The sequence below is a fragment of the Gardnerella bivia genome (assembly GCF_049262715.1).
GTDB classification, from domain to species: Bacteria; Actinomycetota; Actinomycetes; order Actinomycetales; family Bifidobacteriaceae; genus Bifidobacterium; species Bifidobacterium vaginale_A.
This window is the reverse complement of the sequence record NZ_CP058399.1, coordinates 564440-587963: the sequence shown is the minus strand read 5'-3', so window position 1 is coordinate 587963 and position 23524 is coordinate 564440. Positions and strand designations below refer to the sequence as shown.

Annotated in this window: 16 protein-coding genes, 1 tRNA gene and 1 pseudogene; 8 read left to right on the top strand and 10 right to left on the bottom strand. The window is 42.2% G+C overall.

Going from position 1 to position 23524, the window contains the following annotated elements; translation table 11 throughout:
* Positions 1 to 53 precede the first annotated feature (53 nt).
* Together nagA and nagB are read right to left on the bottom strand one after the other, a co-directional pair.
* Positions 54 to 1328: an N-acetylglucosamine-6-phosphate deacetylase gene (nagA, locus tag HXT27_RS02565; protein ID WP_075523652.1), complete on the bottom strand. Its 1275-nt coding sequence runs from the start codon at positions 1326 to 1328 to the stop codon at positions 54 to 56.
* Positions 1329 to 1420: 92 nt separating this feature from the next.
* Positions 1421 to 2233 carry a glucosamine-6-phosphate deaminase gene (nagB, locus tag HXT27_RS02560; protein ID WP_075523651.1) on the bottom strand — a complete coding sequence of 271 codons (813 nt, stop codon included), beginning with the start codon at positions 2231 to 2233 and terminating at the stop codon, positions 1421 to 1423.
* A 572-nt stretch (positions 2234 to 2805) separates the two neighbouring features.
* On the opposite strand from nagB, the gene HXT27_RS02555 reads away from it, so the two are divergent.
* The 3 genes from HXT27_RS02555 (at position 2806) to HXT27_RS02545 (ending at position 7827) form a co-directional block, all read left to right on the top strand.
* Complete coding sequence (locus HXT27_RS02555; protein WP_103043299.1) at positions 2806 to 5478, top strand: Rib/alpha-like domain-containing protein; 2673 nt, start codon at positions 2806 to 2808, stop codon at positions 5476 to 5478.
* 507 nt (positions 5479 to 5985) lie between these two features.
* On the top strand, positions 5986 to 7176 hold the full coding sequence (locus HXT27_RS02550) for a lipase family protein (protein WP_103043300.1): 1191 nt from the start codon (positions 5986 to 5988) through the stop codon (positions 7174 to 7176).
* A 417-nt stretch (positions 7177 to 7593) separates the two neighbouring features.
* Positions 7594 to 7827: a hypothetical protein gene (locus HXT27_RS02545; protein WP_158245139.1), complete on the top strand. Its 234-nt coding sequence runs from the start codon at positions 7594 to 7596 to the stop codon at positions 7825 to 7827.
* Between the two features lie 146 nt (positions 7828 to 7973).
* Here the strand turns inward: HXT27_RS02545 and HXT27_RS02540 are convergent, their stop codons facing one another.
* The 4 genes from HXT27_RS02540 to HXT27_RS02525 all read right to left on the bottom strand — a co-directional run bounded on the left by HXT27_RS02540 (position 7974) and on the right by HXT27_RS02525 (position 12635).
* Positions 7974 to 8546 (bottom strand): P27 family phage terminase small subunit, encoded by a 573-nt coding sequence (locus HXT27_RS02540; protein ID WP_422113194.1) that lies wholly within the window; start codon positions 8544 to 8546, stop codon positions 7974 to 7976.
* Between the two features lie 587 nt (positions 8547 to 9133).
* On the bottom strand, positions 9134 to 9643 hold the full coding sequence (locus HXT27_RS02535; protein WP_103043303.1) for a hypothetical protein: 510 nt from the start codon (positions 9641 to 9643) through the stop codon (positions 9134 to 9136).
* Between the two features lie 12 nt (positions 9644 to 9655).
* Entirely contained in the window at positions 9656 to 11860 is a 2205-nt protein-coding gene (locus HXT27_RS02530) for a glycoside hydrolase domain-containing protein (protein ID WP_103043304.1), read from the bottom strand.
* Positions 11861 to 11960: 100 nt separating this feature from the next.
* Entirely contained in the window at positions 11961 to 12635 is a 675-nt protein-coding gene (locus HXT27_RS02525) for a hypothetical protein (protein ID WP_199172735.1), read from the bottom strand.
* A gap of 176 nt (positions 12636 to 12811) precedes the next feature.
* Here HXT27_RS02525 and HXT27_RS02520 point away from each other — a divergent pair, with 176 nt between their 5' ends.
* The 5 genes and pseudogenes from HXT27_RS02520 to HXT27_RS02500 form a co-directional block, all read left to right on the top strand.
* Positions 12812 to 14281, top strand: coding sequence for an ABC-three component system protein (locus tag HXT27_RS02520; RefSeq protein WP_199172736.1), 1470 nt, complete (start codon positions 12812 to 12814; stop codon positions 14279 to 14281).
* On the top strand, positions 14211 to 14495 hold the full coding sequence (locus HXT27_RS02515; RefSeq protein ID WP_422113193.1) for an ABC-three component system middle component 7: 285 nt from the start codon (positions 14211 to 14213) through the stop codon (positions 14493 to 14495). Before HXT27_RS02520 ends, HXT27_RS02515 begins: the two co-directional genes overlap by 71 nt.
* Positions 14480 to 16129: a DUF2326 domain-containing protein gene (locus HXT27_RS02510; RefSeq protein WP_103043306.1), complete on the top strand. Its 1650-nt coding sequence runs from the start codon at positions 14480 to 14482 to the stop codon at positions 16127 to 16129. Before HXT27_RS02515 ends, HXT27_RS02510 begins: the two co-directional genes overlap by 16 nt.
* Positions 16130 to 16798: 669 nt before the next feature.
* Positions 16799 to 17191 (top strand): transposase-like zinc-binding domain-containing protein, encoded by a 393-nt coding sequence (locus tag HXT27_RS02505; protein ID WP_158245140.1) that lies wholly within the window; start codon positions 16799 to 16801, stop codon positions 17189 to 17191.
* A 15-nt stretch (positions 17192 to 17206) separates the two neighbouring features.
* Positions 17207 to 17467: pseudogene (locus HXT27_RS02500) on the top strand (transposase); the annotation flags it as partial.
* Between the two features lie 621 nt (positions 17468 to 18088).
* Here HXT27_RS02500 and HXT27_RS02495 read toward each other — a convergent pair.
* The 4 genes from HXT27_RS02495 to HXT27_RS02480 all read right to left on the bottom strand — a co-directional run bounded on the left by HXT27_RS02495 (position 18089) and on the right by HXT27_RS02480 (position 23318).
* Positions 18089 to 18162, bottom strand: a tRNA-Gly gene (locus tag HXT27_RS02495).
* A gap of 99 nt (positions 18163 to 18261) precedes the next feature.
* Positions 18262 to 19236: a M48 family metalloprotease gene (locus HXT27_RS02490; protein ID WP_233186132.1), complete on the bottom strand. Its 975-nt coding sequence runs from the start codon at positions 19234 to 19236 to the stop codon at positions 18262 to 18264.
* Positions 19237 to 19349: 113 nt separating this feature from the next.
* Positions 19350 to 20822 (bottom strand): FAD-dependent oxidoreductase, encoded by a 1473-nt coding sequence (locus tag HXT27_RS02485; RefSeq protein WP_103043317.1) that lies wholly within the window; start codon positions 20820 to 20822, stop codon positions 19350 to 19352.
* Positions 20823 to 20933: 111 nt separating this feature from the next.
* Entirely contained in the window at positions 20934 to 23318 is a 2385-nt protein-coding gene (locus HXT27_RS02480; protein ID WP_103043318.1) for an HAD-IC family P-type ATPase, read from the bottom strand.
* Positions 23319 to 23524 lie beyond the last annotated feature (206 nt).

The following is a 23524-nucleotide window of genomic DNA, read 5'->3' as shown; positions in this document are numbered from 1 at the left end:
CACACATTCGGGGGCAACTGCCACGCCACACCTCGCCCCCGATAACCAATCAACTAGGAAATCTTATAACCATCGCACCAAACGTGTTTAACTGTTAAATCACCAGAATTAAGCAAGAGCATATCTGCAGCGTATCCTCTCTCAATCATTCCCAATGGCGCACCTGTTATGTCATTAGGTTTATCAATACCTAAAGCATGCGCTGGAACAAGTGTTGCTGCTTCAATCGCCTCAGGCAAACCAAATCCAAGCTCTTTAACAGCACGCATCACAGAAACCTCTAATATGAGAGTAGAACCTGCAATAGCACCATTAGACACTAATCGAGCATGACCATCTTTCACTGTCACGTCTAAAGCACCTAATTTATAAGACCCATCAGCACAACCAGTAGCAGCCATAGAATCTGTAACTAAAGCAATGCGATGTTTGCCAGAATTCCAAATCATTCTTAGTACAGGATTCTCAACATGGAAACCATCGTTAATAAGCTCTATAGTCACTCTGGAATCTTCCAAAGCAGCAGGAATTGGACCAGGATTGCGATGATGTATCCCATTCATTGCATTAAATACATGCGTCATCAAAGTAGAACCATTATTAAACGCAGCACGAGCTAAATCATAATCAGCGTCACAATGCCCTAGCGCAGGAATAACTCCAGCTTCAGCAAATCGCCTAATTGCCTCAATACCATGCTCACGTTCAGGAGCTAAAGTTATTTGTCGCAAAGATCCATCTGCAGCTTCCAACAAAGCTTCTACACGCTCAGGAGTAGGGTCTACAAGACATTTAGGATCGTGAGCACCTTTACGAGAAAGCGCTAAAAATGGACCTTCTAGATGAGAACCAAGCACATCCGGACGATCATCCATAATATTTTTCACAACGCGCAAATTCTCGCGCATAACATTTAAAGGATTTGTGATCAAACTCAACACTTGTCTAGTAGTGCCATGAATTAGATGATAAGCACGCGCAATACGAATACCGTCAACTCCATCGTCAAACGAACTCTCCCAAGCACCATGCGAATGAAGATCAATATAACCAGGAGCAAGAAAATCCCCATTTGCATCAATAACAGAAACAGATTTTGTAGAACCAACTTTGTTTTCTAGCCCGCTAGAGGAGATAAAAGAGGTGAGATCCGTATCTCGAAAGCCTGTTTGCTGAATTACACCATCTACAACGACAATCCACGCATTGTGTGCGATACCGCGAGCATCCACGCGAGTAGCATTCTTTATTATATATGTGCGACTTTCACGCGATGCGAATAAATCATCAATCTTCTGTGCAACTTCAGCATAAGTATTTCTTGACATTTTACTCACCTATCACCTATTTTTTATCTATCACTTATTATTTACCTATCACCTATTATTCATCTATCACTTATTAACTTATTCGATTATTATCAGATACCTTGCCAAGAAGGCTTATTTGCATACACAAAACGATAATAATCAGATAATTTCAGGCGGCTTGCTGCTGCTTCATCAACAATCACAGTTGCGTGAGGATGTAGCTGAAGTGCGGAAGCAGGACACAACGAGCTAACAGCACCCTCAACAGTTGCAGCAACAGCATCCGCCTTATTCTCACCAAAAGCGAGAAGTACAAGATGACGAGCACGAAGAATAGTGCCAATACCTTGAGTAATGCAATGAGTAGGCACTTTAGTAATATCACCTTCAAAGAAACGACAATTATCAATACGAGTTTGTTGAGTCAAAGTCTTAACACGAGTATTAGAAGCTAAAGAAGAACCTGGCTCATTAAATCCAACATGACCGTCTGAACCTATACCGAGAATTTGCACATCAATACCGCCAGCAGCCTTAATAGCAGCATCATACTCAGCTCCTGCGCGCGCAATCTTTTCTCCTTCACTCAATGGAGCACCTTGCAACACATCTCCTGGAACGTGAACTAAATCTGGATTCAAACCAATTAAATCAGTAACAGTTCTACGGATTGTACTGTGATACGACTGCTCATGTTCAAGAGGCAAACCAATATATTCATCTAAAGCAAAACCGCGAACGTGACTTACGTCAACATTTTTTTCTTTAACAAGACTAGCTAAATGCTCATAAGCTTTTAATGGACTTGATCCAGTCGCTAAACCAAGCACAGCATCTGGTTTGCGCTCAATAAGCGAAACCACGCTTTTAGCATATAATTCGCCTGCTTCATCTTGATTACGCACAATAATTACTTCAGCCATCGTTGCCTCCTTAAAGCGCAGACACAAATCTGCACATATCCACTTGCGCATACAACTCGCACATATTGCACGGGTACAGTCTTCGTACTCCTTTTGTACATTCGTCGTACAAAAACACCTAAAGCGTTATAAAGCAATAATACAAATTATGCAAAGAAAGCAAATTATATTTATTTCACCATTTTGTTTACTTTCTTTACAATTAAAAATACACCAAAATAAGGACTTTAACAACAGCTAAAAAATATTCATCTATAAAATTTGGATAAATCTTTTAGAATGAACTTATTTCGCATAATCGCAATAAAAAATGAAACAAAAGAGATAATTTTAAAAAATTATTAAGTTTTACTTTCAAATTTACTAAGATACTAACTGAATATATTTATTAAGCTATTTAGCATACTTACTAGGCTATTTACTATACGCTAAACAATCTGCTAAAATTCATAACTTGTACTAAATATTTAATGTATGCAAAAAGAAAAACGAGAAAATCTATTCTCAAATCAATTCCAAAAGAATAAAAATAAAAAGAATAATTAAAAAAGAATAAAAGGGATAACAAAAAGATGAGAAAACTCGCGAACACAATACGCTACGCAAGCACAATTGCAATAACTTTTGGATTGATTATTTCTGCATTCACTGGATTACCAAAATATACAAACACAGCATATGCATCTGAAACACAAAACGCACACACTCCTCTTACAGCTAAAACCGCACACGATATTTCTACTGGCAAAATTCGCTTAGAAAACAATCAGATTGACTCATTGTTATATCACAAGCCCGAACTAGATCCAAATGTAGATAGCGATGGCGATGGACTTAAGAATAGAGAAGAACTTTATACATACGTTAAAAACGGACGCACATATTACGGATACAATTCGCATCCACTTATAAAAGACAGTGATGGCGATGGCATTGATGACAAAACAGACGAAAATCCGCGTAGATGGGATATTAGCCCTCGCGATATGGCACTGTTTATGGAACTCGTGTATAGAAAAGACGATTACGTCAAAAAAGTACTTGACTACTCAAGACCACTCACTGACATTTATAAAAATCGCAACGAATATAAGCTCATGCATAACGAGCTTGCGCCATTCTGGAAAGTCAAAGAAACATACCACTTTGAAAGCGGATTTGATGCAATATTATTTGAAAATGTAAATCCTGCATATCCATTTATTGAGCAAAACGGCGTGCAAGTTCTTGCAATACGCGGAACTGAAAGCAAATCTGACATATGGAATGATGTATTGCTTGGAACTGGCTCAAACCCAGGTCAAGCTGCTGATATAGATAAACTAATTGATACCTATCGTCAAAATAACACTGTAAGCAATCTTTACGTTACTGGTCATTCTTTAGGAGGATATTTAGCGCAAAGAGCTTTAATTCGAGCTAAAAGTAGTGGCGCTTCCTTTAAAATTAAGGCCTATACTTTTAACGCTCCAAAGATTAAAGGAAATCTATTCAACAAATGGCTTTGGGAAACATCTGATTTTGGCGACAAATTAACAGAAGATGGTTATGCCGTTCATTACAAGGTTGATAATGATAATGTAATAGGCGCAATAGGGAACTTCAAAGGCGCAATAAGCGTAGGAAGATCTGGAGAAGGTCACGGATCTCGCAGTTACTTTGAGCCTAGAATGAATGATTTCGAAGGATTCACAGTTGGCGAGCGCAAAGATATAAGCGGCATTGGAAGAAAAATAACAGCTTTAGATGGATTAGTTAATGAACCAGTTATTAAAACTGACGAACAATCTTTCGAGCCTAAAATTAAGAACATAGACATTTTTGAAAACGATGCTTTACCAAAAGTAACAGATTATCTTCTTAATGCATCCGACAGACCGCAAGGATCTACTATTACAGATATTACAGATAAAATTGATACTTCTAAAAGTGGAAAATATCAAGGTAAAATATTACTCACATTTGCCAATAACCAGTTTAAAACTCTTATAGTTCCTATAACTGTGCATAAGCGATTAGCTGATATTATGCAAATTCCAACTGTTACTGCTATAGAAAACAAGGAAATAAAGATTGAGAAAGACTCATCTATTCCTAGCAATTTTGATTTCACTCCATATTTGAGCACTTTGCCAGATGAAAGCAAAGTTTCAGTTATTGAACAGCCAAAAACTGAAAACATTGGGATTACAACATTTACTATAGAAATAACGTTCAAAAATGGGTCAAAAAGAAGAGTTAAACTTAACGCTCATGTTGTTAAAACTATAAAAGCAGAAGTATTGAAACCTGCAAAAAAGATCATTGCTTGGACAGAGCTTACTCCATCAATTCCGATAAAGAAAGAGCCAGAAAATCCTACTCCTTCACCTAAGCCTGTTCCTACTCCCGTAGTTCCTGCACCTAAGCCAGTAACTCCTACTCCTGTAGTTCCTGCACCTGCTCCACAACCTAATCCAGCGCCTTCACCAGAGCCAAACCCTACTCCAGTGCCGAAGCCTGAACCTGTTCCAGTTCCAACTCCACAGCCAGAAATTCCTGAACCTGCGCATCCTGAACCTGATCCAAAACCTCAACCTCAACCAAACCCGACTGTTCCATCCACTCCAGAACAAGAGAACCCAGTAACGCCAAAGCAAGATTCACAAAATCACGAACAACCTGCTGAACACAACGATCAAGAGCATCAGAGCGAAGAACACAAAAAATCAACAAAAACGCCTTCTGCTCCAATAAGCTCTGCAGATCTTAATCGCGAACTCGCAAATACGCTTAAAGCTGGCGAAAATAACATCGTTTACGCTGGTAAAAATAATGAAATCACATTGTATTTAAATACTACAGCTGAATTTATGCAAAAACTTAAGCGCGAAAAAGCATTAAAAGCGTACGCGTATATTTATTCAGATCCTAGATTGTTATACAGTCCAACTGGAACAGAATATGTGACTGTTTATTATCATGAAAATAGTAAGCCAACATTCAAAGCTGCTATTCCTGAAGAATATGTTGGAAATCACACAATTTTGTTAATAGATGAAAACGGAAAACAAGTAGCGTGGAATAACGTACTAGTTAAGCAAAGCAACTCTTTTGAATATTCTGAAAATAAGCGCCAAAACTCTGTAAATGATACTCTAGCGAAGACTGGAAATAATATTTTGACAATTATATTAATCTTTACGCTTATAGCATCTGCATATATCGCGCTTAAAACTATTAAAAATAAAAAAGATTTGGAATAAAAAAGGAAACTAGATAAAACTATAGAAAACTATAGGAAACTAGATAAAAATAAACAAAACTATACAAAACTAGATAAAGCTATACAAAAATAGAGGAACATAAAACACTATAAAAACAGGCGAATCTCAAAAACAATAATTCAACTAGCAAATGAATAAAACATCTAAAAGCTAATAGTTATAACAAATCTAAAAAACGTGAGAGTTTAACTATTAAACAAAAAACAGTTTATTTTATTGATATTCAATAAATTTTCCTTTTATACGCATTGTTGTATTTTTAAACAAAATAACAGTGTAGAATAGTAGTTGTTAGTTGCAGTAATGAAACAATTAAGATTTAAAAAATTAAGATTCATTCTTAATAAAAAGCGTGTTATCAAAGTTGATTTCCTAACGCGCATTTGAAAAGAATCTATCAAAAAATAACTGAATATCATACAAATAACTGAATATAGCTAGCGATTTTATAAATGTAAAAATCATGCGAACAAAATAGGAGTTGTCATGAAAAAGTACATTAAACTTGCAGGCTTTTTCACTGGTCTGTGCCTTGTATTTAGCATGCTGAGCTTCACTTCTCCAGCAATGGCTTATACGCGAAGCGAATCTTCTGAGAGTACACACACTCCTCTTACAGTGGAAACAGCTAAAGAAATTTCAGATGGAACTATTCGCCTTGAAACGCCAGGCGCAATTGATATGTCGTTATTCCATAAAAAACCTCTTAATCCTAATGAAGATTTGGATGGTGATGGTTTAACTAACAGTCAAGAAATTTATACTTACACAAAAAATGGCAAAACTTATTACGGATACAATTCTCATCCAAAAATTAACGATACGGATGGAGATGGTATCCCAGATAACGAAGACAAGAATCCGTTACGATGGGATATTAGCGCTCGAGATATGACGCTATTTTCTGAGCTTTCTTACAGAAACGATGATTACATTAAAAAAGTTCTTGATTACACAAGACCACTTCACGATGTTTATAGAAATCGCAACGAGTATCGTCTGATTCACAATGAAATAGCTCCATTCTGGAAAGTTAAGGAAACATACCATTATAGGGGCGGATTTGATGCCGTATTGTTTGAAAATGTGAGCCCTTATCCATTCCTTGAACAAGGAACAGTCCAAGTTCTCGCAATTCGCGGAACTTCGCAATTCAATGATTATGACGATGACTTCGCAATAGCTGTTGGGCACAATCCGGATCAAGCTCGCGATGTTGAGAATCTAATGGAACGCTATGGACGTGAAAACACTGTTAGCAACTTGTACATTACAGGTCATTCTCTCGGCGGATATTTAGCACAACGCGCTTTAATTCGCGCTAAAGGCAAAGGATATCCTTGGATTAGAAAGATTTACACTTTCAACGCTCCACAGATTTGGGGAAATATTTTCAACCGCTGGCTTCGTGAAGTTGCAAAAACTGGAAATCGTCTAACTCAAGAAGGTTATGCAGTTCACTACAAAGTTGATAACGATAGAGTAATACGTTCTGTTGGCAATTTCGCAGGAGCTATTAGCATAGGCCGTTCATACGAAGGACATGGATCTCGTAGCTACTTTGAATCGCGCATGAACAGATTCCCAGGATTCACAGTTGGAACAAGAGGCGACATTTCTGGAACAGGACGTTATATGAAAGAACTAAATAATTTCTATAATGTTCGCACATTTTAATAGATAACATTACAATTTAATCTCCTAATAAATAAGCGCCGACTCACTTGAACAATAAGTTTTTAAGCAAGTTGGCGCTTTCATATTTTTCGTCCTCGCCAACTGACTATTCAATGCAACAACTATTTGTAATATCTAATCGTTACATTGGCATAAAGAAAAAATAAAATCATAGAATTTTGTAAAGAATTTTACACACTATCAACACACAATTTACTACATTAAAGATAAATTATCTTTATATTACTGAGCACATTATTTGCACATTTAGCCTATTTTTAAGGTGTAATAACAAGCGAAGAACGTTGATATATCAACTCTCCCCACATGGATACTTACACGTTCATTTTGATACAAGACTGGCTTGGGGGCAGATTCATTCGGTAGGGGGGTGTTTTCCAAAGACGGGGGTAGGAATTGCTGGTTTTTATTGCTGTGAGCGAGTTAGCTGGCCGATTATTCGTCTTTGAAGATGACGCTGATGGCTCCATTAGCGTTGATAATGGCGTGGTCAACGAGGGTGTTCCATGCTTGGTCGCTGTATGCGAGTGGTGGCAGGGTGGCGAGGTAGAAGTGGACTTTGATGGCTTGTGCTCGGCGGTGGCGCAGATCGTCGATCTTGTCGGTGATATGCTGGTGCTCGGTCTCTAGTTGGTGGTGTCGGGTTTCGAGCTGGTGGTAGCGGCGGTCGTAGTCGTCGGGGTCGTGGGCTGTGGCTGCTGCGGTGGTGATGAGTTAGTTCATCAGCGTGATCGTTTCTTCGATCCGCATAACCCCAGTAAGCAACTAGGACGCATCTACGAGCGGGCTTTCAATAGCTGCTCCATCACGTCATCACCCGGAGCCGTGCCCGAGTAGTCGGTGGTGCAGGTGGCGCGGACGATCTCGTAAATCTCGTACCAGTACACGTTCGCTTGCTTCCCGAACGACTGGGACATGGCGACGAACGGGGACGCGATTGCAGCCCCTGTGGTTGGATGTTTGTCAAGTAGGCCGAACTTGGAGATCGCCTGCTCGCACTGCACATACCGCGCGAACGCCTGCGCATAGGATTCAATCAGGCGCGGGACTACGAACTGGGAGCAGCCACGCGCATCGAGCCATTGCCAGGTCTCGCGATACACCACATCGGCGCCTAGGGGTTTACCATCCCGCTGAACCTCAGACAAATACTCGCTAGGTTCTGGCATGGTCTCCCCGGCGAGCACTGCGTCCTCACCCACATCGGAGCCGCTGAAATCAAACACGTCCTCAAGCGGATCATGCAACCTAGTCGCAGGGCTGCCTTTGGCAACCTTCTCACTCAACGCATCCGGCTTCGCACCCGCACGCACCCGACGTCCACCCCTGTTAGTACCATTCTTAGCCATGGGAATCCTCCCCTCTTGCTGGACGTGCTGATACTCTATATAATTTCACCAGTTGACATAATTAGCATCGGTAATGGAGAGACTTCGTGGACTACTGAGATGGAAGCGACCAATAACTTATCCAATCGTGGGATTCGGTATAGATGGCTGCTAGGTATTACCTTTGTATTTTTCGCTTGCCATGTTTCCTACACCGTTTTAGCTCTTACGCTTCCGAGTATTCAGCTACTCGGGTCACTTTTGATTGCTGTATCAATACCCGTTAGCGCTCTTTTTGGTTGTGTCCTGCCACTCAGAGGGTTTAACTCTCGATTCTTGATTAAATCTGGGTTCTCTATTTTCGTTGGCATTGTAGTGGCTTACGCCACGGCACAACTAGCTGAGAGTGGCAATTTATCAGTGCGAGCAATGCTCTGCGGGCACCTCGTACTCAATCTGACAATCTACACTTTAATGTGTGGTTTAACGACAATCTATATTCGCCGTCAGCAAACTGGGTGTACTCGACGCCCAGAAACCACTGAGGATCAACAACTAGACGACAATCAATAGTCTACAGGTGCCCAACAACCCTACCCTCTTACTAATCATTTCTCCGACTCAGGTAGGCTTTTCATTCCTTTGTTCAACGCGTCAGTGAGGTTTTCAATAAACGATTCACTATGATCAATGATTACCGTTGCCCCATCTTTGATCACAACATGCACGGACGTTGTATTCGGGTAGTTGGCGTTTACCTCTGTCAATTTGCCATCATATGTAAACCAACGAAGTGTTATATCGCTATGGGAAATTTTACGTGCAGACTCTGAACAGACCTGATGTGGTACATCAGCTGGTGATGCTGAGTGAGTGTCAACGCATACCTGGCCTTTAGTTTGATAAACGTCAACGGTATTGTTGCCAGAGTCGACTCTAGCCACCAAATACTTCGCATCGATTTTGGGAGAGGTAACCACGACTCCAGGGATTAGATTGAAATAGAGCGCGATTAAAATTCCGAGGATAGAGAGCGCGCAGGCAGCAATAATGAGCGCTATTTTTCTTATTCTGAGAACAAGAATTCTAGTTTTCACATTGTTGCTGCCTGCGTTCATTGCTTTGCGCTCCTATCCAGCTGCTCCGATTGCCACCAGCCCTCCGACTAGCCCAGCTTCGGGTGCGACGACAACTACAACGGCAGCGAGTGCCACGAGCGCGACAACACCGACTGCTACAGCAACTGCCTTGCCAGAAACCTCGGGTAGTCGTAATTCTACACCTAGCGTTGAATGCAGGGTGACCTCATAGGTGACAGTCACGGACATGGTGGACTTTACTGCGGTGTTTCCGCTTGCAAGGTTATCTGAATCCACTCGAATCCATACCTGCAATGAAGTGGGATCCACAACTGTGAGTCCATATGAAATATTTCCTGACTTAACAGACCCTGCTATACGTTTGATTTTTGAGGCGAAGTCACCATTGGAACCGAAATCTTTCACATCGAAGGTTGCGCTTGCGGAGTCAATTGAACTTAGAGTCGAGGCTGACAGTTCTCCCGCATTGTTTACCGTGATGTTAGTTGAAAACAATTCATTAGAGGATGTCGTTGCTTGAGTCGCGATATGTGCTGAGACCTTCATGTCGAAAGTTGGCGTATGCACATTGCCAAGCTCAAGTGTCTGGCCGTATTCCCAGCCAACAGAAGAAAAGCTTGGGTAGTAACCCAAGGGCTCAAGTACACGTCGCACGAAAGTTTCTCGTGCGATCTCGAGCAGATTACGTCGGTTATCTTCTTCCAGCTCTTCTGGCGTTTTCGCAGGAACCTTAACAAACGAACTTACACCCCTGTCTCGCCCCGAATACGCATCTTTGTCTAGCGGGAAGCTAGGCGATGACGGGAAAGTAAATTCGTGGAATTGATCAAACGCCCAATTATCAGGGATTGCGTAACCAAGATTACCTGAAAAGCCAGTTGACATATCTCCAACGAAAGAAAACGACGCATAACCGGCTTCACTAACCTTGGCGCATACCAAGCGCGGTCCATAGACGCCTACCTTATAGCGCAGACGATTCTTCGACGAGTTGAACGCTGCCTTGATTTGCCGGAAATACGGAAGAATCATGGAATCGATTTGAAATTCGTAAGCATCAAAATCGACGGCGAAATAAATTGTTACGCCCGATGGAATTCCGATACGTTGAGCGGCACTAATAGCTGTCACAGCATCAATAGTTCCTTGGGAACTGTTAGCGAAGTATTCTTGATAGTACCCACCATCTTGATAGATCGGGAAAACTGCCAAACCAGCATCGGTGATGTTCTTTACCTCGTCTTGTGTCAGCGCTTTCGAGGTATCCTTGCCAACGTATCCGGTCAAATATCGGCCAACATGAGTGTAACCGGCCGCCTTCAAGTCCTTAGCTTGTTGCGCATTCAGTACCGTTGCGCAATCACAGGCTTTGCAGGCTCGGTTTGGGTCGCCTTTTGAGGTCAATAGGCTCATCCAGGTGGTTGGGTCAACTTTCCCAGTAACAGGTAGCGCGTAGTCTGCTTGGAAGGTGCGAACCTGAGCAGCCAATCTTGCATCCCAGGTTCGGGTTACGGAACTGGATTGCCCGTTACATACCAGTCCGGCGCTTGCCAACCATACCCAATCTCCACTACCTGAACTAACTGTCTTCAGGCGGCTACGGGTACCGTTACCGAAGTTGCCGGTCGCCTGCTCGGGAGTGAATCCTTCGAGAGCCTGAAGCACTTGAATCAGACCAGTATTCATTTCACGCCCGTAGATACCATCGGTGGGAAGGATACCGGTGTATGCCTTGTAGTCATGGTTAATCCTTTGCTGGATCGCCCGGATAGAAGCCTTTCCTCCATAGGCTGATAGCAATCTGAACTGTTTCATTGACAGCAAGGCCATCATCAACTCCACGTCAACGGTAGAAGACGTATCTGACAAGCCGATATCAGCTTTCATCTTGCTAATAGATGAAGCCATGTTGTCAGTGAACTTAGTGGTAAGACCGCCATACTCGGCCGGGTACCCTTTGCACCACAACGCGCCTTGAATAATCCCGTGAACATTACTAGATCCAGGGTTCTTACTGATACCATTAGGCCAGCGGGAGTTGAATCGAGATTGCGTGCCAGGGCCGAAGTTATTCGCGGTGGCCGTAATTCCCAATTCAATCTGTAAAGCTCGAATCAGACCGTTAATTGTATCCCATCCGGTATGACCATCCTCTGGAACGGAACCAAAACCAGTCCTTCCCTTATAAGTACGATTGAGCCATTGCTGTGTTTTCAGCACCATTTGATCTGTCATGATTCCTCCTTTAAGAAATCCTTTTGTTAACACGTGGCAGGCAAATGCCTGACACAGAGGGAGTACAACACCGGTTTAACTGACCTGGAGTTTTCCAACCTCACCTGTACGTCCCTGGGAAACCCAAATCCGGACGGGTCGTGCCGAACATCTTATGGATTCGCTTCTTGGCACGGTTCACGGAGTTACGCACCGCGTCAGCCAGATTGTTGATCTGTGCCTGGTCTGCGTCGGGGTGCTCTAATCGAGCGATATCTGCGTACGACATGTCGTTACCCAGCGACAAGGTGAGGTACTTGCGTTGTTGATTTGTCAACGGCAGCAGGACCTCGGCAAGTACTCGCCGTGACTGCTCACCTTCCTCGGCGGCGAGATAGGCCTGCTCTGGGTCGACGACCTGGTCGGCGTAGAGCTCTCCGCCTGCTGGTAATACTTCTTGCCAGTCCGAATACGAGATGTCGGCACGTTTAGATGCGTTACACTGCTGCCGATACAGCAGGTACGCTACTCGGCACCATTCAACTTTCCACGGCTCGACGCAGTCAGGATCGAGAAGCCGGTCACGCAGCTGCTTCGCCTGGACGCAACTGCGGGCATAAGCCTCGGGATCAACATCCCGGAGTGCTTCGTCGGGTGCGGGCAGGTCAAATAGTTCGATCCATGCCCAGCCTTTGGCGGACGGCACATACAGGTGCCAATGTTCCTGCCCGTTCGAGTCAGTCTTGCAGCGGCTGGCATACGGGCGAGGTTGTGGTTGAGAAGTAGATATAGCCACGGTGGGCTCCTTCTGCTAGATGCGGAAAGACCCACAAGAGACGCTGCTACTCGTATGAAGTCGGTGAAATGGTCTGCATAGGCATGGCTATGGGCGGACACCCGGATGGATGCCCGCCCCCAGCGCTCCTGCAGATCGTTCCGACTTGGGACGAGTAGAAACCTGAGCTCAGTTGTATGGCATTACCTTCGGTGTGTGATCGTGACCGAAGGGCGAGCACCGTTGGATTTCCACTGGTACTCAAGGTCGACAAGGGCTGTGCACAATCCCTAATTGACCTGCTCGTCGAGCCTTGCCACCGGCTCGACGAAACCAACGAAAGATGCGCAAAAGAAAAAATCTGGTTGCGAAAACACAATCGTGATAGAATTTTGTCCATCTCTCGCGAGCTGATTTCAGGTTATAAAACAAACCATCGCGGGATTGGATACTTTGGGACAGCCTGGGACAAGTGGGACAAAAACTGGCGTGAAGGAGGTAAGAGATTGCTATTCACTGAACTGACACGCGCCGCCTATACCCATCTTGGAAGCGAGCGCAACACGGCAGCATTCATGCGCGACATACTCGAAAGACTCTCTGCCGTACCTGAGGAACAATGGTTCACAACGCGAGGGAAAACACCGGGCGAAGATCACTCAGACGAGACGTTACGCAAGTGGTTCAATCGCGGTCTACCAAAGACATTGGCACGCCGAATGCTAGCGAACCCAACCCGAGACAACTTCATCGACTCACTAAACTACGTCAACGACATCGAGACTCAATCGGCTGACGAAGTCAAAGCCGCGCTCGCATTGAACATTGCCTCGTTCACGGATGCAAATGTCGATGAGGATAACGTTGGCGAGATTCTCTTTGACCTGTTTCAGCAATCATTTGAATTCATCGTCAACCCAGATCTTGAAAACGATCGGAAGCTGCAGCAAGCCAGCACTATTTCAACTACTGCCAAGGGTCGTTTCGGGTCGCGATTGCTCGAAGAATGCAAATACACCTGCTCACGAAATGGGTGCGGACAACACCTGCAACTAACCGCAACTAACAACCGCGCAGAACCGCTGTATGAGATCACAAGAATCACCGGAGATTCGCGTGACTATCCGAATCTGATTGCATTGTGTCCCACCTGTTTTCACGACTACACACTCGGTCACAAGAAGGCTGCCGAAACCGAGCTGAAGAAGAACAAGCAGATCCAGACCCGTATCGCCGAGGCGCGAGAGGTAGCCTCAACAGTCGACATTGAGCGTGGCATCACCAAAGTGATCGAGAAACTCGGTAATGCGAAACTCCAAGATTTCGAACCATTGTCATTCGACCCTGTTGCAGTAAAAGCAAAGATCGACGAGAGTATCGACTTCTTTCTATACGACGAGGTGATGAGACACGTGACAAAGTATTACCGGTTCATCGAAGGGCAAATGCAGGAAGAAGCCCGGCTCAAAACCTTTGACGACAACCTCTTACGAGCACAAATCAAGGCCCTATCCAAGAAGCTGGTTGAGAAGGGATACCCGAAGATGCGTGTCCACTCTGACCTAAGCGATCGGTTAAGCCAAATCACGAAACAGGATGTTCGTTACTGCGCTTTCGTCGTTTCCTACTTCATTCAGTCTTGCGAGGTTTTCGATGTTACTGCCTAACAAACTCTTCTCCTATCAAGCCACAGGGCTACCACTCCTTCCTGAAATCCTCACCCAACTCAGTGAACCCATGTCCCCCAAAGACCTCGCCACGCGATTACACCCGACAACAGTGGATCTGCTCAAGATCATCGATGCTTTGGACTGTCTATACGCGCTTGGCCGCATTGACCTCAACGAAGAAGGGATGCTCCACAGATGCTCAAAGAAATAAGCTGCGACGCATTCAAAATCGGTGACCAGCCACGCCCACCCGTACGATTCCACATGGGGCTCAACACGATTCTGGGTTCGGTCACGGGTGCCGCAGGTTCCATCGGTAAGTCCACGATGATGCTCATCATTGACTTCGTATTCGGCGGAAACACGTACACCCAGAGCGACGCCGTAAATGAACTCGACCCCCACACCATCTACTTCTCATTCGAATTTGATAACACTGAATACCGCTTCTCTCGGAACACTGAAGAAGCGGACGTCATCGTTGTGGTTGACGAAAATCGTAATGCACTCGAATCGTGGGGCATCAAGAAGTACACACAATGGCTAGCCCAGCAATACAACATGAATCTGCCCGGCGCTTCGTTCCGTAACACCATCAGTCGTTTCTTCCGCATCTACGGGAAGAACAACCACAACGAACTCAAACCCCTACAGACACGTGGCGGGGAAGAACCAAAACGCGACGCAATCAACGTCCTGATTTCACTTTTCCAGTACTACGAATCCATCGAGGACTTCAAAAAGCAGCTCCAATACGCAGATGAGCGCATCAAAGCATTTCGCACAGCGCGCCGCTACGAATTCATCCCTTCCGCTGTTGACGGGCTGACCAAGTACAAGGCCAATGTCGTTGAGATCGCTTCGCTCGAATTGGAGCGCCGAAAACTCGCAAACCTCGATGAAGCTGACGTTCAACCAGCCGAAGTGGAGAAAGCAAATGAACGAAACGTTCTCAAACGCTCACTTGATGACACTCGCCGCGAAATCAAAGCTAGACAAGATGAACTCCACTTACTGAACCTGAACCTCCAACACGGCGCTTACCCAACAGAAGCCGATTTACAGGCTCTCCACGAGTTCTTTCCCGAAGCCGACCTTGAAGCGCTCGTCAAGGTCGAAAAATTCCATTCAAGGATCCAAACCATCCTCAGCGAAGAACTCAGACAAGCCAAAACAGCTGTTGAAGCCGACATTAGTGAACTTCAAGAAGTTGAAGCAAAATTGCTCTCACATATGGACTCAATCCCAGCATCCAAAGCATTCACTGACGAGTTCCTCGATGCATACACCTCACTCGACCGACGAATCAACAAACTTAAAGACGAGAACGAAGCATTCGATATCCGCAACAGACTTGGAATCGAAAAGAAAGATGCCAGCGAGCACTACCACAACCAAGTAGCAACCGTTCTCGAAGACATCGAAATCTCTATAAACACCCAAATGGAAGCGATCAACGACGAGGTAACCGGCGGGGAGTACAACGCTCCAAAGCTCACGCTGAGCGCATATAACAGCTACACGTTTGAGACCCCTAAGGATAAAGGCACTGGCACGAATCATCGCAGCATGATTATCTATGACCTTGCTGTTCTTCAGAACACAGTGTTACCCGCACTGGCACATGACTCCGTCATGTTTGACTCTATGCCTCGACCTGATCTCAGTAACCTCATCCGCGTCTACAACGACCAAATCGAAAAACAGATCTTCATCGCCGTTGACAAAACCAGCGAATGCACCCAAGAGGCCCAGCACATTCTGCGAGAGACCACCGTGCTCAAACTCGACAACAACGAGCAAGCCCTCTTCGGTGAAAAGTGGAGCCGAAAGGAACGCACCTGAAACTCAAGTACAACAAACTCTGGAAAATACTCATAGACAAAAATATGAACAAAGTCCAGCTACGTGAAACCGCCGGAATCAGCACAAACTAGTTAGCCAAACTCGGCAAAAACGAACCAGTAAGCATAGCAGCCTCATGAAAATCGCGCCACACTTGAATGCCGAGTCGAGGATATGTTTGAAACTATTCCGTCTAAACGTTTGATTAACCAACAACCACAAATACCATCATGAGGTGGTTGTCATGATAAAAGAGAAGTGTGAACTATCGAATTACTCACCTACTAATCCGACGACAATGCATCATCTCAAAATAACTGCAGGCTCTAGCGGAGTAGAAGCAGCCGCCAATGTCGATTCAATATTTCAAACGGAAGGCAGGAATTTTTGCAACCTTGAGACTAGGGAAAACAAGCGTACCTAGCATAGAGAGGATCGCCAATCTGCCAAACGATGGCACCCAGAATCCAGCGTATGAGTTTACGACAGCCGCAACTCAGGTGCCCACAGCGCTGACGGCGAGTGCATTGGCTTTCATTTGGTTAGGATCCGATAGCTCAAAAGGACAAGCGACATCTTGGGGTTATTTCCAAAAAAGTGTGTACAGAATTTCTTGTTTTTGTTCTTATTTGAGGCGTGTTATGCCTACTACATGCTTAAAAAGCATGTATGAAGAACAAGTCTTGCAATAATCCCGTTTGTAGTGTATGTGGAAACAAGATGGTTAAGAATGGTAAAACTAGCGCGAAGAAGACACGATGGAGATGTAAATCATGCGGCGCTTCTTCAATACAATATCGCCAAGATATAACACGTAAAAAACAATTACGCTTATTTATGAAATGGCTGTTAGAAAATTATTCCCTCAAACAATTAGCAATACCTTCTAGTTCGTTTTATTATCAATGTGACTGGTGTTGGAGAATACCATTACCACAACCTTCTAGAACCGGTGTTAGAAGCGCGCAAATCATGGTTTATGGAACCTATTTCCAGGGATGGTGTTTACTTGTTGCTTACGATAGTAAACATGTATTAGCTTGGCAGTGGTGCAATCGGTAATCAAAAGCATCTTGGAAAGCTTTACTACAACGCGTTGCCGAATCTGCTATAGTAGTAACTGATGGTGGTACAGGTCTTCGTTCAGCATTGAGTGAATTATGGCCACACGCACGAATTCAACGTTGCTTTTTTCATATTCAACAGAATGTTATTAGATATACGACTAAACATCCAAATCTTGAAGCAGGCGAAGAAATACTTAATCTTACCAATGAACTCATGAAGGTAAGAAGTAAACAACAAGCTGAACAATGGAAAGAAAAATATGATAATTGAGAATAGGAATGGGAAGATTTCTTAAAAGAACAAACTTTTATCAATCCTCACACTAAAAAACCAAGAAAAAGAGCCTGGTTGTATACGCATCGAGATTTACGCACAGTGCGAGCCTTATATAGAAGAATTATTAGCGATAATTCATTATTTACTTTTATAGAAATGAAAACTGATTCTCCTATCAACCGTACTACTTCACCTTTAGAATAATGAGTAAATAGAGGGATAAAAGATTTACTTAGAGCGCATAAAGTAATGAGTGAAAATAACGCACGGCGTGCGGTCTAATGGTATCTTAATTCTCTTACTGAATATCCTGTAGACACATGGGATGAAGCAGTTAAGTTTTTCAAAAAAGAAACTATGAATACTCCTCACGAGAAAAAAGAAGAAGAAATAACGGGGGTACGATAACGCAATCAATCCCGTACAGCCATGGGAAGATTCATACCTTTTTATACTGAAGGGGGCGGGCAGGAAGATAAGAACACACTAATGACACGCCGATTCTGTACACACTTTTTGGAAATAACCCTCGAATTCCTTGTTTTACCTAGTAAAACTCGTAACACGAGGGGTCCTGTTTGCACTCACACTTTTGTATCAAAATGAGCGTCCACGTGGAGCGGACAACGGGAATCGAACCCGCCTCTGAAGCTTGGGAAGCTTCCATTCTACCGATGAACTATGTCCGCAAGTTTTAACTTAAGCAAAACAGCAAAACAGCAAAACAGCAAAAACTAGTATTACAAATCTTAATTCAAGTTTTAACTTAAGCAAACCACTTAACAATATCATGCGCCGCTTACTGTTACAACACTTTTTTTATTTGGAATAATAATATTTACCTTCGCTCGCACGCGAACCTCATTAGCTATATGCATCAATTTTTCAATGCGATCATCAACAGGTGGGTGAATCGAGAATAATCTAGAAAACAACGTAGAATGCTTTTCATACGGATCAACAATCATAAGAGCAGAAACTATACGCACGCCTGCAATAAGCTCCATTTTATGCAATTGAGCACCATAAGAAATCTTATTTAACGCTGACGCTAGAGCAGCAGGATCTTTAGTAACATTACTTGCATATTTATCTGCACTAAATTCACGATCACTAGATAAAGCTAACTTAACAAATAACGCGCCAATTGGCCCAAATACAAAACTCAATCCTTTACCAATAAAAGTAACTACGCTAAAAACGCAAATCTTAAGAAGATTTTGTAACTTTGATTTAGATTCAATCTCGTTATTCTTATATTTTTGAAAATATTTCTCACCAAAATACATGAGCCAATATCCAAAATAAGATACGGCAGCAGCCATAAGAGAAGCGAGAGCAGCAGTGAAGATATCATGATTATATACATGCATCAATTCATGAGAAACTACACTACGTAACTCTCGCTCATTCAATATGTTTAAAAGACCACGCGTGCAACATAAGCAAGCATGACGCTCACTACGACCAGTTGCAAAAGAATTAGGGCTCGCATACGGAGCAACATAAATCTTTGGCATCGGTTTTTCTAATCTAGCAGAGATTTCACGCACAATTCCATAAAGTACAGGCTCTTCTTCCTCTGTTACTTCACGAGCTTTAATAACACTAATTACAAGCTTGTCTGCAAACCAATACGATATTGCGTTAATAACAATCCCAATAATCACGAACCAAATCAATAAGCTTAATTTCGCTCCCAAAACAAGCCATAGCAGCACTAAAGGAATCCACATTACTGCAAAAAGTAATGCTGTCCTCATACTGTTGCAATATTTTGCACTTTCGCTGCCAAACATAGTTATCATGATAATTAGAATGTCTGGAATTTTACTGAATGCAAACTGAGTATTACTTAAAGAAAATCTGAAATTTATTATTCTCCTAAAGCAATAGCGCATAGATCTTCAGCAGAAACTACTTTCTTACGAGTCCTATTTTCTTTAGATCCAATCTCACGCTCATAAGCATCAACACGTTTCCATCCAGAATAATCAATTGGTTTAACGCCTTTTTCTTCCAACAATTTATCTATAGCTTTAGAGTCACGATTAAGCGCAATGCAGCCACAATTCCCAGCTTTAGATAAATCTTCAAGCATGTGGTTCACAATAAGAAGGGCATCAGATTTTGTAGAACCAATCAATCCAACAGGACCACGCTTAGCCCAACCTGTAACGTATAGGCGATTGCGCACATCTCCATCAAGCGCAGAAGTTAATACGCGTCCCTCATTATTAGCTAGAACTGTACGCTCAAAATCATAAGCAATTCCAGAAATTTGAGAAGGAAGATACCCAATCGCATGGTACACAGCTTGCACTGGATATTCCTCGAATTCGCCTGTACGAGTCATTTTTCCATCTGCACTTGTAACAGTGCGTTCAATACGAATCGCAGACACTCGTCCATCTTCACCGAGAATCTCTACAGGAGCGCAGTTGAAATGAATAACATAACGAAGATTTGCAGGATTGCCTTCAAAATCAACATTCCCCCCATCTTCCATGTCTTCAGCCATATCTCGTATAGCAAATAATTCTTCAACCATTTGGCGAGTAATTTTGTCTGAACCAGCGACTTCTATAGTTTCTTCATCAAGATCAAAATCATCTTCGTCTATAACGATTTGCACTCCAGGCAATTTTTCCATCTCACGTAATTCTTGCACTGAGAATTTTGCTTGTGCAACCCCTCTACGAACAAATAAGTGCAAAGTTTGTATTTGATTCTGCTTCAAGCCCTCGTACACATAGTCTGGAATATCTGTATTATTACGCAAATAATCAGGATTGCGTAGTAATTCACGAGCAATATCCATAGCTACATTACCGCCACCAATAACAGCAACTTCTTTAGCGTTAAGATGCCATTGCCGATCACTATTTGGATACCCGTCATACCATTCAACAAATTTTGCTGCACCTTTTACACCGTCTAAATCAGCACCAGGAACATCTTTAAGTGGGCGATCAGCTATTGCACCAGTAGCAAAAAGTACAGCATCGTAATGTTGAAGAATCTCTTCAAGATTTATATCTTTACCAAATTCAACATTCGCATATAAATGAATATTTGGATTATCAAGAGTTTTTTCCAAAGCGTCTGCAATAAATTTAATACTTGGATGATCCGGAGCAACACCATAGCGTACCAATCCAAACGGAACTGGCAATTTTTCAAAGAGGTCGATTCTAGCACTATCACACAAGCCTAATTCGTCACTTCGTTTCGCTAACTGGCGCAAAAATATATCCGAAGAATATACTCCAGCAGGCCCTGCACCTATTACAGCAATTCGCAATTCAGACGTTTCATGTGAAACACTCTCACTATCAATTTTCAACATAAATATCCCCTACGGTTATTCCGTTTTCTTTCATAACGCTCACATAATAATTTAAGAGCGCTATGGCAACAGGCTTTTCACTCGTTTAATAAAAGCCACAGCTGAATATTGTCACGAAGAACGCAATGCTGTCAATGCCCACATAATAGAAATTACATCAATAATTTCTTGCATCATTGCTCCAATTACAGCAGGAATAAATCCAAATGCAGCAAAAAGCATGCTAATTATTGCCAATCCAATACCAATAAAAACAGATTGGATCATAATACGCTTAGTACGTTTGGCAATTCCAACAGCATTCGATACTGCAAAAATATCATTATTCATAATAACTACTTGAGCACATTCAGAAGCCGCTGTATCTGTTCCATCTGTTATAGCTACACCAATATCTGCAGCAGACAACACCGGAGCATCGTTCACTCCATCCCCAACCATCATCGTAATAGAAGAAGATTTCTTAGAATTATATCCAGTAAGTAATTTAGAAGAGAAATCTGGAAGTAATTTAGAAAAGAGCAAAGAGAGCAAAGAGAATTTCGTAGATGACTTCCGAGTTTCAATTAAATCAGATTTCATATTATGCTGTTTTACATATGACAATTTATCTTCAGGAAGCAAGCTCGCATGTACACAATCAATACCTACGCTATTTGCTATAGATAATGCGGATTTAATACCATCTCCAGTAAGCATTGAAATAGATTTCACGCCTAGTTTGCGTAAAGTTTCAACAGTTGCCTTAGCATTATCTCTAGGAACATCTTTCAAAACAATTCTACCTACAAGAACGCCATCAAAAGAAACATAAGTAGACATTTCATCTGAAGCGAGCGCACTAAAATCAACTATTTGATCAAAAGAATTGTTTTGTTCACCTGAATTGTTTTGTACAGAGCACTTTTGCGATTCAGAAGAATTATGCATATCTAGGCTCGAATTGAAATCAGAATTATCTATTACATACTTTTTACGACCTACTCTTACAAAAATCTCATCTACAACACCTTGAATACCCATTCCCGCTGTTTCTTTAACACTATGAACTACAGGATACTCACGTATACTAGGTAGTTCAGGATTTTGAGTAGGATGAGATTTTTCCCATAGCAAAGACCCTGCTTTTGCAATTCCGCCAGCTAAAATATGCTGAGAATACGTTTCAAGCACTCCAGCTAACATAACAATGCGATTTTTATCGTATGATTTATTAACTACATCAACGCGAATCACTTGAGGTGTCTTTTTTGTTAAAGTACCAGTTTTATCGAAGAAAACATCTGTAACACGACTTAATTGCTCAAGCACATCCTGACTTTTAACAACAATTCCCATTTTTGCCGCGCGACCAGTACCAGCCATTAACGCAACTGGAACAGCAATAAGCAATGGACACGGAGTTGCTAATACTAAAACTTGCGCAAATCTAAGAGCTTCACCAGAAAATGCCCAAGCCACACCTGCAATCACAAAAGAAATTACAGTAAACGGCACTGAAAGCATATCTGCAAATCTTACAACTGCTGCTTTAGAAGATCTTGCTGACTCTACTAAAGTCATAATTTTTTGATATTGAGATTGCGAAGATAATTTAGTAACGCGCATAATAAGTACAACGCCACCATTAACGCATCCAGATAACACTTTTGCACCTGCATACAATTCACGAGGCACAGATTCACCATTGATAGCGCTTGTGTCTACAACAGCAGAACCACTTAACAATTCACCGTCAACTGGAACAGTTTCTCCAGGAAGTACAATAATCACATTACCAACACGCACATCCTCAACAGGGACTGTAGTATAACGCTGTAATTTAGAAGAATCTTGAACACTTTGCAAAAATGGGCAAGAGCTACAATTATGCGACTTAACAGAATTTACTTTCCTAAACTCATCACAATTGCATAATTTGCATGATTCAGGCTTACATTTATTATCAACTAAACATGGAGGCTCATAGGATTCACGCGACTTGCTTGATTTGTGAGCTAGATTAAACTCATGCTCAATACCTAATAAAGTCATTAAATGAGCTTTTTTAGGAGCAGCACTGACTAAAAGTTCTAGATTCTTTTGCGCTTTCATATTAGCGAAATCTTCAATGCCAGCTCCCGTCCACACCATCACAACTATTAAATAGCTTGCCCAAAATTCGCCAATTAAAAGAGTAGAAAGTAGAGCTACGAATGCAAGTAAATCAATGCCTAAAGTTCCATTACGCAAATCCTTAAACATGCTAACTAAAGATACGGCACACGTATATAAAACCAAGAAAACTATAATAATTTGCCCAATAGTTGGATTCATATTTAAGTAGCAATCAATATTCACAAGAAGAAATGCATTATGAATAATATGATTTACCTCAATCCAAAATTCTGAAAATATGCGAAGATCTAATGAATAGGAAGCAAAAATTATTGGAAATAGTACTACAACTACTGTTAATTGAGGTAGACGATTGAAATACGCTAAAAGTTTACGCATACACTTTCCTTACGCTGATCAAGTCAACTACGTAAAACGTTGTCAACACGATTTCACGCCTTGTTAACCCATTGACAGCCAAGCTCAAGACACGATCAAAAAAAATCATCCAAAATGAGCAATAACTTAAACCAGAAGATTTAAACTCACTATCAATACACGGCGTAAAGATACTTATGTTTATTTAATTATTTAATATTATTTAA

Excerpts from the sequence above, each read along its gene's own strand:
- HXT27_RS02485 (WP_103043317.1), bottom strand. The coding sequence starts at position 20,822 with ATGTTGAAAATTGATAGTGAGAGTGTTTCACATGAAACGTCTGAATTG.
- HXT27_RS02520 (WP_199172736.1), top strand. The coding sequence starts at position 12,812 with ATGGCATTACCTTCGGTGTGTGATCGTGACCGAAGGGCGAGCACCGTT.
- HXT27_RS02510 (WP_103043306.1), top strand. The coding sequence starts at position 14,480 with ATGCTCAAAGAAATAAGCTGCGACGCATTCAAAATCGGTGACCAGCCA.
- HXT27_RS02535 (WP_103043303.1), bottom strand. The coding sequence starts at position 9,643 with ATGAACGCAGGCAGCAACAATGTGAAAACTAGAATTCTTGTTCTCAGA.
- HXT27_RS02480 (WP_103043318.1), bottom strand. The coding sequence starts at position 23,318 with ATGCGTAAACTTTTAGCGTATTTCAATCGTCTACCTCAATTAACAGTA.
- nagA (WP_075523652.1), bottom strand. The coding sequence starts at position 1,328 with ATGTCAAGAAATACTTATGCTGAAGTTGCACAGAAGATTGATGATTTA.
- HXT27_RS02515 (WP_422113193.1), top strand. The coding sequence starts at position 14,211 with ATGTTCGTTACTGCGCTTTCGTCGTTTCCTACTTCATTCAGTCTTGCG.
- HXT27_RS02540 (WP_422113194.1), bottom strand. The coding sequence starts at position 8,546 with ATGGCTAAGAATGGTACTAACAGGGGTGGACGTCGGGTGCGTGCGGGT.
- HXT27_RS02550 (WP_103043300.1), top strand. The coding sequence starts at position 5,986 with ATGAAAAAGTACATTAAACTTGCAGGCTTTTTCACTGGTCTGTGCCTT.
- HXT27_RS02555 (WP_103043299.1), top strand. The coding sequence starts at position 2,806 with ATGAGAAAACTCGCGAACACAATACGCTACGCAAGCACAATTGCAATA.
- HXT27_RS02490 (WP_233186132.1), bottom strand. The coding sequence starts at position 19,236 with ATGAGGACAGCATTACTTTTTGCAGTAATGTGGATTCCTTTAGTGCTG.
- nagB (WP_075523651.1), bottom strand. The coding sequence starts at position 2,233 with ATGGCTGAAGTAATTATTGTGCGTAATCAAGATGAAGCAGGCGAATTA.
- HXT27_RS02505 (WP_158245140.1), top strand. The coding sequence starts at position 16,799 with ATGAAGAACAAGTCTTGCAATAATCCCGTTTGTAGTGTATGTGGAAAC.
- HXT27_RS02530 (WP_103043304.1), bottom strand. The coding sequence starts at position 11,860 with ATGACAGATCAAATGGTGCTGAAAACACAGCAATGGCTCAATCGTACT.